The 13,864-nt window shown below is 69.3% G+C and carries 14 protein-coding genes; 1 reads left to right on the top strand and 13 read right to left on the bottom strand.

Annotated features, from left to right (window positions below):
* Positions 1 to 25: 25 nt before the first annotated feature.
* The 5 genes from H1R19_RS11275 to H1R19_RS11255 all read right to left on the bottom strand — a co-directional run bounded on the left by H1R19_RS11275 (position 26) and on the right by H1R19_RS11255 (position 3,889).
* Positions 26 to 976, bottom strand: a complete 951-nt coding sequence (locus tag H1R19_RS11275; RefSeq protein ID WP_219851453.1) for an aspartate carbamoyltransferase catalytic subunit — start codon at positions 974 to 976, stop codon at positions 26 to 28.
* Positions 976 to 1,560: a bifunctional pyr operon transcriptional regulator/uracil phosphoribosyltransferase PyrR gene (gene pyrR, locus H1R19_RS11270; RefSeq protein WP_188329216.1), complete on the bottom strand. Its 585-nt coding sequence runs from the start codon at positions 1,558 to 1,560 to the stop codon at positions 976 to 978. Before pyrR ends, H1R19_RS11275 begins: the two co-directional genes overlap by 1 nt.
* Before the next feature lie 140 nt (positions 1,561 to 1,700).
* Positions 1,701 to 2,186 (bottom strand): transcription antitermination factor NusB, encoded by a 486-nt coding sequence (gene nusB / locus H1R19_RS11265; RefSeq protein ID WP_219851452.1) that lies wholly within the window; start codon positions 2,184 to 2,186, stop codon positions 1,701 to 1,703.
* Positions 2,187 to 2,188: 2 nt separating this feature from the next.
* A complete protein-coding gene (efp, locus tag H1R19_RS11260) occupies positions 2,189 to 2,752 on the bottom strand; it encodes an elongation factor P (protein WP_188329214.1) in 564 nt (187 codons plus the stop codon).
* Positions 2,753 to 2,773: 21 nt separating this feature from the next.
* Positions 2,774 to 3,889: a M24 family metallopeptidase gene (locus H1R19_RS11255; protein WP_219851451.1), complete on the bottom strand. Its 1,116-nt coding sequence runs from the start codon at positions 3,887 to 3,889 to the stop codon at positions 2,774 to 2,776.
* A 96-nt stretch (positions 3,890 to 3,985) separates the two neighbouring features.
* Here H1R19_RS11255 and H1R19_RS11250 point away from each other — a divergent pair, with 96 nt between their 5' ends.
* Positions 3,986 to 4,471 (top strand): B-4DMT family transporter, encoded by a 486-nt coding sequence (locus H1R19_RS11250; protein WP_188329212.1) that lies wholly within the window; start codon positions 3,986 to 3,988, stop codon positions 4,469 to 4,471.
* A 78-nt stretch (positions 4,472 to 4,549) separates the two neighbouring features.
* On the opposite strand, the gene aroB is transcribed toward H1R19_RS11250, so the two are convergent.
* The 8 genes from aroB to alaS all read right to left on the bottom strand — a co-directional run bounded on the left by aroB (position 4,550) and on the right by alaS (position 13,767).
* The gene (aroB, locus tag H1R19_RS11245; RefSeq protein WP_188329211.1) at positions 4,550 to 5,662 is read right to left on the bottom strand and encodes a 3-dehydroquinate synthase; all 1,113 of its coding nucleotides are present in this window, start codon (positions 5,660 to 5,662) and stop codon (positions 4,550 to 4,552) included.
* A gap of 10 nt (positions 5,663 to 5,672) precedes the next feature.
* Positions 5,673 to 6,236, bottom strand: coding sequence for a shikimate kinase (locus H1R19_RS11240; protein ID WP_188329210.1), 564 nt, complete (start codon positions 6,234 to 6,236; stop codon positions 5,673 to 5,675).
* A complete protein-coding gene (gene aroC, locus H1R19_RS11235; protein ID WP_219851450.1) occupies positions 6,233 to 7,441 on the bottom strand; it encodes a chorismate synthase in 1,209 nt (402 codons plus the stop codon). Before aroC ends, H1R19_RS11240 begins: the two co-directional genes overlap by 4 nt.
* Positions 7,442 to 7,483: 42 nt before the next feature.
* Positions 7,484 to 7,894, bottom strand: a complete 411-nt coding sequence (locus tag H1R19_RS11230) for a prepilin peptidase (RefSeq protein WP_219851449.1) — start codon at positions 7,892 to 7,894, stop codon at positions 7,484 to 7,486.
* Positions 7,895 to 7,988: 94 nt separating this feature from the next.
* Positions 7,989 to 8,846, bottom strand: coding sequence for a shikimate dehydrogenase (locus H1R19_RS11225; RefSeq protein ID WP_244970945.1), 858 nt, complete (start codon positions 8,844 to 8,846; stop codon positions 7,989 to 7,991).
* Positions 8,847 to 8,859: 13 nt separating this feature from the next.
* Positions 8,860 to 10,644: an endolytic transglycosylase MltG gene (gene mltG, locus H1R19_RS11220; protein ID WP_219851448.1), complete on the bottom strand. Its 1,785-nt coding sequence runs from the start codon at positions 10,642 to 10,644 to the stop codon at positions 8,860 to 8,862.
* On the bottom strand, positions 10,631 to 11,092 hold the full coding sequence (gene ruvX, locus H1R19_RS11215) for a Holliday junction resolvase RuvX (protein WP_188329206.1): 462 nt from the start codon (positions 11,090 to 11,092) through the stop codon (positions 10,631 to 10,633). Before ruvX ends, mltG begins: the two co-directional genes overlap by 14 nt.
* Positions 11,092 to 13,767 (bottom strand): alanine--tRNA ligase, encoded by a 2,676-nt coding sequence (gene alaS, locus H1R19_RS11210; protein ID WP_219851447.1) that lies wholly within the window; start codon positions 13,765 to 13,767, stop codon positions 11,092 to 11,094. Before alaS ends, ruvX begins: the two co-directional genes overlap by 1 nt.
* Positions 13,768 to 13,864 lie beyond the last annotated feature (97 nt).

The raw sequence follows: 13,864 nt of genomic DNA, 5'->3' as shown, positions 1-13,864 counted from the left end.
AGGGCGGGCGCGACGGTGGTGGTTCTCACAGGTGGGCTCCCGCCGAATCGGAGCCGACGAGCAGCCGGAACAGAACCGCCATGCGGACATGGACGCCGTTCCGGACCTGTTCGAGCACGGCGGCCTTGGGCGAGTCGGCGACGGAGTAGCCGATCTCCATGCCCCGCAGCATCGGTCCCGGGTGCAGGATCACGGCGTCGTCGGAGAGCATCGACATGCGACGGTCGTTCAGCCCGAACCGCACCGAGTACTCGCGGGCGCTCGGGAAGAAGCCGCCGGTCATCCGCTCGGCCTGCACGCGCAGCATCATGACGGCGTCGACCGCGGGGAGTTCGGCGTCGAGGCTGCCCGACACGGTCACCGGCCACTCCTGCACCCCGGCGGGGAGCAGGGTCGGTGGGGCGACGAGGACCACCTCGGCACCGAGCGTCGCGAGCAGGTGGGCGTTGGACCGGGCCACCCGCGAGTGGACGATGTCGCCGACGATCGCGATGCGCCTCCCGTCGAGGGACCCCAGCCGCTGACGGAGCGTGAGGGCGTCGAGCAGCGCCTGGGTGGGGTGTTCGTGGGTGCCGTCGCCGGCATTGACGACCGCGGGACCGTCTCCCTCCGGAGTCGCTGTCCAGTCGGCGATCTGGGCCGGAGCGCCGGACGCCGGATGCCGCACGATCAGCGCATCGGCACCCGCGGCGTGCAGGGTCTTGACGGTGTCACGAAGTGATTCACCCTTGCCCACAGAGGAACTCGAGGCGCTGACGTTGATGACGTCGGCGCTCATCCACTTGCCTGCCACCTCGAACGAGACCCGGGTGCGGGTGGAGTTCTCGTAGAACACCGTCATCACGGTGCGCCCGCGCAGCGTCGGGAGCTTGCGCACCTCGCGACCGGTCAGTGCCTGCTCGAAACGTTCGGCGTCGTCGAGGAGAGCGGTGGCCTCCTCGCGACTGAGATCTTGTGTCGACAGCAAGTGCCGCATCATGAATCACCCTCGGCCGCAGGCGGAATCGGGGCACCGCTGAGGACAACCTCGTCGATGCCGTCGTCTTCGGTGAGATGCACCGACACCTGCTCGTCGCGAGCGGTGGGGATGTTCTTGCCGACATAGTCTGCGCGCAACGGGAGTTCGCGGTGCCCGCGGTCGACCAGGACCGCGAGCTGTACCGCCGACGGCCGGCCGAGGTCGCGCAGCGCGTCGAGTGCGGCACGCACGGTGCGACCGGAGTAGAGGACGTCGTCGACGAGGATCACGATGGCGTTGTCGACTCCCCCGTGCGGAACCATCGTCCGTTCCAGCGGGCGGTGTGGCTTTCCGCGCAGATCGTCGCGGTAGAGAGTGATGTCCAGATATCCCACCGGCACCTCGACGCCGGTGAACTCGCCGATCTTGGCGCCCAGACGCATCGCGAGAGATGTTCCGCGAGTGGGGATTCCGATGAGGACGACGCGCGGGGCGTCGGGTGAATCCAGAGCTGTCTTCTCGATGACCTGGTGTGCGACACGGGCAACCGTGCGCGACACGTCAGCGGCATCGAGCAGCACCCTGGGAGCGGGGCTGGCCAAAGCCGACCTCCTTCTCCGCCTCGCAGGACGGATCGTTAAAGGATGTCTGTCTGGCGTCACTGTACACCGGGCACCGAGACAGACGAATTTCCGCACCGCGGGCCGACCCCCGCGCCGAGGATCAGTCCGGGCGCCGAGGATCAGTCCGGGCGCGAGGTGTCCGACTGTGACCCGCCGGACTCGGCCGACGCGGCGGCACGAACCTGCGGGGCCAGCTCGGCGATCTTGGCGAGCACCCCGTTGACGAAGGCGGGCGAGTCGTCGGTGGACAGCTCCTTGGCCAGTTCCACCGCCTCGTCGACCACCACGATCGTGTCGACGTCGAGCGAGTTGAACAGCTCCCAGGTCGCCAGGCGCATGATGGCGCGGTCGACCGCGGGCAGCCGCTCGAGAGTCCAGTCGCGCAGGTACGACGAGATGACCGCGTCGATCTGGCTCTGATCGTCGGCCAGGCCCTGGATCACCGTGGCGGTGTAATCGTGGATCGAGCCGACACTCTCGTCCGAGCGGACGTACTCGCGGCGTTCGGCGACGAGCTGGGCGGGACTGACCTTCTTGGCCTCGGCCTCGAAGAGCAGGTCCACCGCACGCCTGCGTGCCTTGTGTCTGGTTCCGGATTGTTTCACGGTCAGGAGTTGACGCGGCCGAGGTAGCTGCCGTCGCGCGAATCGACCTTGAGCTTGTCACCGGTGTTGATGAACAGCGGCACCTGGATCTCGGCCCCGGTCTCGAGGGTGGCGGGTTTGGTGCCACCGGTGGAGCGGTCACCCTGCAGACCCGGATCGGTCTGGGCGACGATCAGCTCGACGGTGACGGGCAGTTCGACGAACAACGGATTGCCCTCGTTCAGCGAGACCTGCACGGTCATGTTCTCCAGCAGGAAACGTGCGCCGTCGCCGACCGTGGCCGGCGGGATGGCGAACTGCTCGTAATCCTGGGCGTCCATGAACACGTAGTCGGTGCCGTCGTTGTACAGGAAGGTCATGTCACGACGGTCGACGGTCGCGGTCTCGACCTTGACGCCGGCGTTGAAGGTCTTGTCGACGGTCTTGCCGCTCATCACGTTCTTCAGCTTGGTGCGCACGAACGCGGGGCCCTTGCCCGGCTTGACGTGCTGGAACTCCTGGATCTGCCAGAGCTGGTCGTCCATGCGCAGCACGAGGCCGTTCTTGAAATCGGCGGTGGTCGCCATGTGGTGTGTCTTCCCTTGCAGTCAGATGACGGTGAATGTCTTGTCGGTGGCGGTCAGCAGGTCGGGGTCGCCGGTGGTGACGACCAGGGTGTCCTCGATGCGGACCCCACCCCATCCGGGTAGGTAGACACCGGGCTCCACGGTGACCGCAGCACCGCATGGCAGTGTACCTGTCGCGAGTTTGCCGATCCCGGGCGCTTCGTGGATCTGCAACCCCACCCCGTGACCGAGACCGTGCACGTAGTGCTCGCCGTGCCCCGCGTCGGCGATCACCTCGCGCGCCGCCGCGTCGACCGCGCGCAGCTCCGCCCCCGGGGTCAGGGCCGCGCACCCGGCGGCCTGCGCGGTGGCGACGAGTTCGTAGAGGTCGCGCTGCCACGGCGCGGCACGTCGCAGCACGTAGGTGCGCGTCATGTCCGAGTGGTACCCGTCGACGATCGCGCCGAAGTCGATCTTGACGAGATCACCGTCGGCGAGCGCGGAGTGCGTCGGCCGGTGGTGCGGGATCGCGGAGTGTGCGCCGGCGGCCACGATCGTCTCGAAGGCGATCCCGTCGGCGCCGAGGCGGTACATCTCCCACTCGAGGGCCCGCGCGGCCTCCCGTTCGGTGGTGCCGGCGCGCAGCACACCGTCGGCGATGATCGCCGCGAGCGCCGCATCGCCGATGGCGCACGCCGCGCGGAGCAGCTCGATCTCCCCCGGCTCCTTGACCGCGCGCAGACCCTGCACGACGCCGGTCAGCGGGACGAGTTCGACGCCGCTGCCCTCCAGGGACGAGCTCAACGCCCGATGAGTCGCCACGGTCTGCTCATCGGCCTCGAACCCGATGCGGGATGCACCCGCGGTCCGGGCGTGGTCGACGAGCGCGGGCACGCATGCCCGTTCGATCACCGGCTCGACGTCGGGCACCTGCGCGGCGACCTGGGTGAGGTAGCGGCCGTCGGTCGCGATGCGGTCGGCGGCGGGGTCCGCGACGTCGATGAGAACGGCCGCGTTGGAACCGGTGAACCCGGTGAGATAGCGGACGTTGACGAGGTCGGAGACGACGAAGGCGTCGACGGGTGTGCCGTCGGTGCGGGCCGCCAGGGTGTCCCGCAACCGGTTTCGTCTGCCCGCTGTGTCATGAGTGTGCGCCACCGGTGCCACGCTACGGCGGGCACGCACGGCAAGCGAACCCAGCCGTATCGTGCGGGTGTGTCCGCAATCACCACAACCGTGCGTAGTATGACGCGCATGTCTTCGTGGTTGTTGCGCGGTCTCTCGATGACCGCAGTTCACGTACTCGCCCGCGTCCTGCTCGGTGTCGCGGTGGTCGAGGCCCCGCTGAACTCCACGACGTGGCGCACCATTGCGATCGCCGCTGTCGTGCTTGTGGCCCTCCTCTGGGGCGGCTTCGACGGTATCCGCGATGCCCGCGCCAACCCCGATCCCGACGACTACGAGGACCTGACCATCCTCTGGCTGAAGGCCGGCGTCCTCGCGGGAGTCCTCGCCGGCCTGATCTCGTGGATTCTCGGTACCACCGTCCTGGCGGGTATCGGACAGTCGAGCCTGTTCATCGAACTGTTCGCCGGGGCGTCGTTCACCGCGCTGCTCGTGTTCGTGCCGGCCTTCGTCGGCGCGGCCGTCGGCCGCTTCCTGATCCGCCGGCAGCAGAACAAGGACGCCGCCGAGGACGACTGGTCGGTCCACGAGGATCGCCACGCCGACGCGCAGTGAATCCGTAAACCCACCAGCAATCGACGAACCCACCACGAAGTTTCGTGGTGGGTTCGTCGTTTGCTGGTGGGTGTGCGTTCAGAGCAAGACCGACGTGCCCTTCGAGGAGCCACCCGCGACCGCCGAGTAGGCGGCGGCGAGCAGACCGGGATCCGGTCCTTCGAGCCTCCCGGGTTTGGCCAGCCCGTCGAGCACGACGAAGCGCAAGACGCCCGCGCGGTTCTTCTTGTCGCCGGCCATGCCCTGCAGGAGATCGCCGAACGCGTCCGGGTCGTAGGTCGTCGGCAGGCCGACGAGTTCCAGGACCGACTTGTGACGGTCGGCGGTCGCGTCGTCGAGACGCCCGGCGAGGCGAGACAGTTCGGCGGCGAAGACCAGGCCCACCGAGACCGCCGCCCCGTGGCGCCAGCGGTAGCGCTCGCGGCGCTCGATCGCGTGACCGAGGGTGTGTCCGTAGTTGAGGATCTCGCGCAGCGACGACTCCTTCAGATCCGCCGACACCACGTCGGCCTTGACCTGAACCGAGCGGCGGATGAGATCCGGGAGCACCGGGCCGGTGGGGTCCAGGGCCGCATCCGCGTCGGCCTCGATGATGTCGAGGATGGTGGGATCGGCGATGAACCCGGTCTTGATGACCTCCGCGAGACCGGCGACGATCTCGTTGCGCGGCACGGTTTCCAGGGTGCCGATGTCGATGAGGACCGCGTCGGGTTCGTGGAACGAGCCGACCAGGTTCTTGCCGGCCTCGGTGTTGATGCCGGTCTTGCCGCCGACGGCGGCGTCGACCATCGCCAGCAGCGTCGTCGGGACATGGATGACGCCGATGCCGCGCATCCAGGTGGCCGCGACGAAGCCGGCGAGATCGGTGGCCGCGCCACCGCCGAGGCTGATGACCTTGTCGTTGCGCTTGAGCCCGATCCGGCCGAACACCTCCCAGCAGAACGAGGCGACCGCCAGGTCCTTGCCGTCCTCGGCGTCCGGGATCTCGATGCGATGGGCATCGAAACCCTTGTCGGCCAAGAATTCCCGGATCTGCTCAGCGGTCTGGGCCAACGGCGGCTGGTACAGGATCGCGATGCGGTCGGCACCCTGTGCGGCGGCGGCGACCTCGCCGAGGAGTCCACGGCCGATCGTCACGTCGTAGGGCGCACCGGCGTTGACCCGGATCGCGACGGGTTCGGTATCGGTCATCTCGGCTTCCTCACATCAGTTCGCGGGCGAGTTGGGCGACGATGGCATCGGCCACCGTCTCGGGATCGGCGTCGGCGTCCACCTCGAAGGAGCACACGGATGCGTAGGTGCCGGTGCGTTCGGCGAGGAGCTCGGCGTAGCGGGCGGCCGGATCCTCGGTGGCCAGCAGCGGCCGGTCGGTGCCGGACACCCGCGCGTAGCCCCGTTCGGGTGAGACGTTCAGATACGCCACGCGCTGATCGGTCAGTGCCTCCCGCACACCGGCCGTCGTCACCGCTCCGCCGCCGAGGGAGACCACCCCGCCGTGGTTGTCGAGCACATCGGTGACGACGTTCTCCTCGATGACACGAAAACCCTCGACACCATCGGATTCGAAGATCTCGGGGATGCTGCGCCCGGTCCGCCGGACGAGCTCGACGTCGGTGTCGACGAAGTCCACGCCGAGCCGGTCGGCGAGGATGCGGCCGACCGTCGACTTGCCCGCCCCCATGAAGCCGACGAGAACGGCCGCCGGTCGTCTCCCCGACGTCGGCCGGGTCGGGGTCGGCGGTGCCGGATCGGGGGTCTGGGTCATGGGCGCGGCGGACGCGCGTCGACACCGGCCTGGTAGGAGCGGAGGTTGGTCGCGGTCTCGGCGACCGAGTCGCCGCCGAACTTGTCCAGTGCGGCCTGCGCGACGACGAGCGCGACCATGGCCTCGGCGACCACACCTGCGGCCGGCACGGCACACACATCCGAACGCTGGTGGATGGCGCTGGCGGTCTCCCCCGTGGCCATGTCGATGGTCGACAGCGCGCGCGGCACCGTCGAGATCGGCTTCATCGCGATGCGCACCCGGAGGTCCTCACCGTTGGTCATGCCACCTTCGAGGCCACCGGCACGGTTGGTGGAGCGCAGCACGCCGTCGGGACCGGGCACCATCTCGTCGTGCGCCTCGCTGCCGCGGCGCCGCGCGGTGGTGAAACCGTCGCCCACCTCCACGCCCTTGATCGCCTGGATACCCATGAGTGCGGCCGCCAGACGCGCGTCGAGGCGGGTCTCGCCGCTGACGTGCGATCCGAGTCCGACGGGTACACCGGTGGCGACGATCTCCACGACGCCGCCGAGGGTGTCGCCGTCCTTCTTGGCGGCCTCGATCTCGTCGATCATCGACTTCTCGGCGTCGGCGTCGAACGCGCGGACGGGGCTGGCATCGATGGCGTCGAGGTCGGCGAACCGCGGCGGCGGACCCCCATACGGTTCGCTCGCGCCGATCGAGATCACATGGGAGATCACGTCGATGCCGAGGACCTGGCGCAGGAAGTTGCGGGCGACGGTGCCGGCGGCGACCCGGGCCGCGGTCTCCCGGGCGCTGGCGCGCTCGAGCACGGGACGGGCGTCGTCGAAGCCGTACTTGAGCATCCCGGAGTAGTCGGCGTGCCCGGGGCGAGGCCGGGTGAGGGGTGCGTTGCGGGCGCTGCCCTCGAGTTCGGCGGCATCGACCGGGTCGGCCGCCATCACCGTCTCCCACTTGGGCCACTCGGTGTTGCCGATCTCGATCGCGACCGGACCGCCCATGGTGAGGCCGTGGCGGACGCCGCCGAGCACGGTGACCTTGTCGGCCTCGAACTTCATCCGCGCACCGCGTCCGTAGCCGAGTCGGCGGCGAGCGAGCTGCTCGGCGATGTCGGTCGAGGTCACCTCGACACCGGCAACCATGCCCTCGACGATGGCGACCAGGGCAGGTCCGTGGGATTCTCCGGCAGTTATCCAGCGCAACACAGTGATCGATTGTTCCATGCTGCTCCTCGCACCCCGACGGCGGAGGCATCTGTCCCGTCGTCAGAGGAGTCCGGCGACGACGACGGTGGCCCCGGCGAGTGCCGGCCCGTGCGGGTGGCCGCCGTGTTCCCTCCCGCCCTGATCCCTCCCGCGCAGCGAGCCGAGCCCGACCATCGCCAGGGCGATCAACGAGGCCAGGGCCACCAGGATCAGGGCCTCGTCCCACCGGTGGACGAGGCCACCGCACACGGCGGCAAGTTTGACGTCCCCGCCGCCGCACCAGCGCAGCAGGTAGGTCAGCGTGTACGGCGTCGCCGCGACGAGTGCGGACACTCCCACCGCGGGGTGCGCCACACTCAGCGCCGCCACCGCCCAGAGAGCAGGCCAGACGAGCCGATTCGGGATGCGCAGCGTTCGGGCGTCGGTGTCGGCGATGACCATCAGCCACACCAGGATCACGCATTCGGCCATCGGTCGAGCATGGCTGCCGACGGCGCGTACACCGCCTGGGATTCCACAGGGGCCGGCCCCGGCGAAGCCGGTCAGTCGTTCGCGGAGAAGCCGATCAGTCGTTCGCGGCGAGCGCCTCGATCATGACCTCGCGCGGGGCGGGCAGGCCGGTGAAGAGTTCGACCTGCCGAAAAGCCTGATTCACGAGCATGACCAGTCCCCCGACGACGGTGCCGCCCGCGGCGTCGACCGCCTCGGCCAACGGCGTCGGCCACGGGTCATAGATCACATCGACGACCTTGTCCGCCCGCGCCACCGCCGGGGCCAGGTCCGCCGCGGCGGGCGCAGGCACCGTCGACACCACGACGGCCGCGTTCCGGCAACGACGATCCAGCTCGGGGTCGAGCGCGAAGGGAACGACGCGTCCGGCTACTCCCAGCCGTTCGCACAGCTCGAGCACCGGGCCCGCGCGTCGGGCGTCGCGCGCCACGACGGTGAGTTCGGTGATGCCGATCCCGACGAGCGCCATCACCGTCGGCAACGCCGTTCCACCCGCACCGACGACGACGGCGACCGGGTCTGCGCCCGCGGCGATGTCGGCGTCGACGGCGAGTCCGGTCAGCGCGCCGGCCATACCGTCGATGTCGGTGCAGTCCGCGGTCCACCCCGACTCGGAGCGCACCAGTGTGTTGGCCGAGCCGACGAGTTCGGCGCGTTCGGTCCGCTCCGAGGCGAACTCGAGAGCGGCGAGCTTGTTGGGCATGGTGACCGAGAACCCGACGAAGTCCGGATCGGCACCGGACACGACCGCCGGGAGGCGGTCGGCGGTGCATTCGATGCGGTCATAGGTCCAGTCGGTCAGCCCGAGCGCCCGGTACGCGGCGAGATGCACTCGCGGCGAGCGCGAGTGGCGGATCGGTGATCCCAGGACCGCGGCGCGACGGTGCGCGCCGTAGGGAGACCCCGTACTCACTGACAGCCCGCGTTCACTGACAGCCCGTGGCCACGAGCTTGTTGTGGCACGCCACGTTGCGGTTGCGCTTGTGTTCCTCGAAGGTGTTCGCGAACAAGGTGGTTCCGGCGGTGTCCACGGTCACGAAGTACAACCAGGAACCCGGGGCCGGATCGAGCATCGCCTCGAGCGCCGGCACTCCGACCGCGGCGATCGGGGTGGGCGGAAGACCGTTGTAGCGGTAGGTGTTCCACTCGTTGTCGGCTTTGTAGGCCTCGCCGTGCACATCGATGTTGGTCACCGCCGCGGTGTAGTTCTGCGTCGAGTCCATCTCCAGACGCTGATCCTTGTCGAGCCGGTTGCGGATGACCCGCGCGACCTTGGGAGCGTCTTCGACGTGCCGGACCTCACGTTCGACGATCGACGCCGCGATCAGCGTCTGATACGGGTCCAGCCCGGAGTTGTTGCGGCTCACCAGCCCCCACTGGTCGAACATGATCCCGCTCTTGGAGATCATCTCGTGCAGGATCTGCACGGCGGTGTGGTCGGGTTCGACACGTTCCCACGTGGTCGGCGCGATGAGACCTTCGATTCGCCGGTGGTCGCCGGTCATGCCGGCGACGTTCTCGCGCGCCCACTCCGGCACACCCAGTTCCTCCGGGGTCGCCTCGGCGGCGGCCTTCTCCAGTTCGGCGGCGGTGACCCCTTCGGGCCGGCCGTTGAACGAGATCGACGTCGCCTTCTCGATGAGGGCGAAGATGCCGGGCGTCACCTTGCCGTCGATGCCGGTCTTGGAATCGAGTTGCAGGCCGGGCGGCACCACCACCCGGCCGACACGGTGCTCGGCACCGTCGTCGGTGAGCATCTCGACCGCGGTGGTCGCCGGGATCTGCGTCCGCATCTTGTACAGGCCGCCGGACATCGGTTGTCCGCCTGCGGCATCGACGAAAGCGCGCACGCTGCCGACCACGTCGGCGTCGGTGAGGATGCGACCGAAGTCGGCCAGCGTCGAATTGTCGGGGATGTCGACGATCACGTCACCGGCACCCGCCGCGTTGGTGTAGTCCTTGCGGGATTCGAGCATCCCGGTCGCCCTCAGGCCGTAGTACCCGACGCCGGTGATGAGCGCGAGCATGAAGACAATGACCAGCGCCAGCACCGCGCGGCGATTCTTGCGTGTGCGACGCGGTGCGCGGCGTGTCGGCTCGGCCGCCTCGACGTCGTCGGCGCCGGGCCACCAGTCCTCGTCCGTCCCGGGCTCATCGCGGCGGGGCTCATCGCGGCGGGGCTCATCGCGGCGGGACCGGACATGGCGCGATTCGGGGTGGCCGGGTGGCTGCGCGGATCGCGACGGGGTGGGTGCGGCGGCCGGAGTGGGTGCGGGGGCTGGAGTGGGTGCGGGGGCCGGAGTGGGTGCGGGGGCCGGTGCCGCCTGTCGGGGCGGCGCGGCGGGGGGCTGCGGCGCGGCGGGTCTCGGCTGTGCCTGCTGCGGTGCTTGTGGTGCCTGCTGCGCCGGCGGAGGGATACGCACCGGCGTCGCGCGGGCCCGGAACTCGCCGGCCTCCCGGCGTACCGGGGCCTGCGGGGGCTCCGGCTCGCGTCCCGGTGTGTCGCCCTGCTGGCCCGTGCGCCGACGACGATGCCGCGTGTGCGGCGAACCGTCGGCGGGCTGGGTGAAATACCGCAGGCGCTCGGGATCCATGCCGTCGGCGGCCCGGCGTCCCTGGCCATCCCGGTGTCGCGTGCGACGCCGATCTTCGGTCACCGAAGGATCCCCTCCCGAGTCTGTTGTGGGGTCTACTGATTCACCGTCGCGCATCGAGCCACCCCTGGAGAATAGCGACCGCCGCGGCCTGATCGATGACGCTCCGCGACGACTTCACCGAACGACCGCTCGCGTGCAGCGCCTGCTGAGCGGTCACCGTCGTGAAACGTTCGTCCTGCCAAGCCACCTCGACCGGCGCGATGCGCGCGGCGAGGCGATCGCCGAATTCGCGTGCGGTCTCGGCCGCCGCGCCTGCGGTGTTCTTCAACGTCTTCGGCAGTCCGATGACCACGCCGATCGCGTCGTATTCGGTGACGAGGTCCGCGATCCGGTCGAGATCGGCTGTCGCCGAAGGTGTCCGGCGAACGGTCTCGACCGGCGTGGCGAGAATGCCGTCGGGATCGCACACCGCGACACCGATCCGTACGCTCCCCACGTCGATGCCGAGCAGCCGGCCACGAGCGCGCCGGGGACCGTTCGGCTGAGGTTCGGGATCCGGCATCAGCCGACGAGCTCGCGGATGCGTGACAAGGCCGCGTCGATCCCGCCCGGATCGGTGCCGGAGCCCTGGGCCAGATCCGGCTTGCCGCCACCGCGACCGCCGACCAGCGGTGCGACCTCCTTGACCAGATCGCCTGCCTTGATCCCGGCGTCGCGTGCGGCACCGGTGGTGGCGATCACGAACGGCACCTTGGCCTCCGGGCCGTCGGTGCTCGGCGAGAAGAGCGCGAACACGGCCTGACGGTCGGCGACGCGGCCACGGAGATCGGTGACCACTGAGCGCAGGCCGTTGGCGTCGAGGCCGGGCACACGCCCCTCGACGACGAGCGTCGAGCCGACGGTGGTGGCGGTGTCGAGGAGACCGGAGACCGCGGCCTGCGCCTGCTCGGCGCGCACCCTGGCCAGTTCTTTCTCGGCGTCGCGGAGCTTGGTGACGAGCTGCTCCACGCGGCCCGGCACCTCCTCGGACGGCACCTTCAGTGACGACGCCAGACCGGCGAGCAGCGCACGTTCCTTGGACAGGAAGCGGAACGAGTCCATGCCGACGTAGGCCTCGACGCGGCGCACGCCCGAGCCGACCGACGACTCTCCGATCAGCGTGATCGGACCGATCCGCGACGACGACGCGACGTGGGTGCCGCCACAGAGCTCCATCGAGAACGGCCCGCCGATCTCGACGACACGGACCACGTCGCCGTAGTTCTCGCCGAACAGCGCCATGGCACCCATCGCCTTGGCCTCGGTCAGCCCGGTCTCGAAGGTGTTGACCTGGTAGTCGGCCTCGACGGCGGCGTTGCTGATCTCCTCGATCTCACGACGCTGCGCCTCGGTCACCGGACCGCCGGCGTTGAAGTCGAAGCGCAGATAGCCCGGCCGGTTCAGCGAACCGGCCTGGGTGGCGCCCGGGCCGAGGACCTCGCGCAACGCGGCGTGGACCATGTGGGTGCCCGAGTGTCCCTGCGTCGCGCCGTGACGCCATGCGGTGTCCACGGCCGCGAGGACCTCGTCGCCCTCTTCGATCTCGCCCTCGTCGACGCGCACCTTGTGCAGCCACACCGACTTGCCGACCTTCTGCACGTCGGTGACCGACATGCGGACACCCGAACCGGTGGTGATGGTGCCGATGTCGGCCATCTGGCCGCCGGACTCGGCGTAGAGCGGGGTGCGGTCGAGGACGACCGTGAGTTCCTGACCGGCCGACGCCGCGGGCATTCGAGCGCCGTCGGCGACCAGACCCAGGATGCGGGCCTCCGACACCAACTCGTCGAAGCCGGTGAACTCCGTCGGTCCGCGGTCGAGGAAGTCGCGATACACGCTGAGGTCGGCGTGTCCGGTCTTCCGGGCGGTGGCGTCGGCCTTGGCGCGCTGCTTCTGCTCGGCCATGAGGGCGGTGAAACCCTCCTGGTCGACGGCGAGTCCGGCCTCGGCGGCCATCTCGAGCGTCAGGTCGATCGGGAAGCCGTAGGTGTCGTGCAGGGTGAAGGCGTCGGCCCCGGCGATGGTGGTGCGCGAGGCCTTCTTGGTGGCGGTGGCGGCGTCGGCGAACAGCTTGGAACCGGCGGCGAGGGTCTTGGCGAACGAGGTCTCCTCACCGACGGCGACGTCGACGATGTGGCGGCGCTGGGTCTCGAGCTCGGGGTACGACGGCGCCATCAGGTCGATGACCTTGCCGATGATCGTGCCCATGGTGGCCTTGTCGTCGCCGGTCCCGAGCAGCCGCATGGACCGGACCACTCGCCGCAGCAGCCGGCGCAGGACGTATCCGCGGCCGTCGTTGCCGGGCAGGACGCCGTCGCCGATCAGCATCGCCGAGGTGCGCGCGTGGTCGGCGATCACGCGGAAACGGACGTCGTCGTCGTGTGAGCCCGCGCCGTAGGCACGCCCGGACAGTTCCGCGGCGAGATCGATGATCGGCTTGAGCAGATCGGTCTCGTAGACGTTGTCGACACCCTGGAGCAGGCAGGCGACGCGTTCGACGCCCATGCCGGTGTCGATGTTCTGCTTGGGTAGCGGGCCGAGGATCTCGTAGTTGTCCTTGCCGCCGCCGGGTCCGCGCACGTTCTGCATGAACACGAGATTCCAGATCTCGATGTAGCGGTCCTCGTCGGCCTCCGGGCCGCCCTCGACGCCGTACTCGGGTCCGCGGTCGAAGAAGATCTCCGAACACGGACCGCACGGGCCGGGTACGCCCATCGACCAGTAGTTGTCCTTCATCCCGCGGCGCTGGATGCGTTCGGCGGGCACACCGATCTCGTCGCGCCAGATGGCCTCGGCCTCGTCGTCGTCGAGGTAGACGGTGGGCCACAGCTTCTGGGGGTCGATGCCGTAACCGCCGTCGTCGACGCTGTTGGTCAGCAGCGTCCAGGCGAAGGTGATCGCCTCGCGCTTGAAGTAGTCGCCGAACGAGAAGTTGCCGGCCATCTGGAAGAAGGTGTTGTGCCGGGTGGTGATCCCGACCTCGTCGATGTCGAGGGTGCGCACACACTTCTGGACGCTGGTCGCGCGCGAGTACGGCGGCGTCCGCTCACCCAGGAAGAACGGCTTGAACGGCACCATGCCCGCGTTGACGAACAACAGGTTGGGGTCGTCGAGCAGCAACGAGGCACTCGGCACCTCGGTGTGGCCGGCCTTGATGAAGTGGTCCAGAAAGCGCTTCCGGATGTCATGCGTCTGCACTGTGGGTGTCGTCCTCGCGGTTGGTAGTCGCGACCATTGACTGTCGCGACATCCCAGCCTACCGTCGGCGCGTCGTGGAATGGCGCAGGGACTCTCA

Source organism: Gordonia jinghuaiqii, from assembly GCF_014041935.1.
GTDB lineage: Bacteria > Actinomycetota > Actinomycetes > Mycobacteriales > Mycobacteriaceae > Gordonia > Gordonia jinghuaiqii.
The sequence above is the reverse complement of the archived record's forward strand: the minus strand, read 5'-3'. Positions and strand labels throughout refer to the sequence as shown.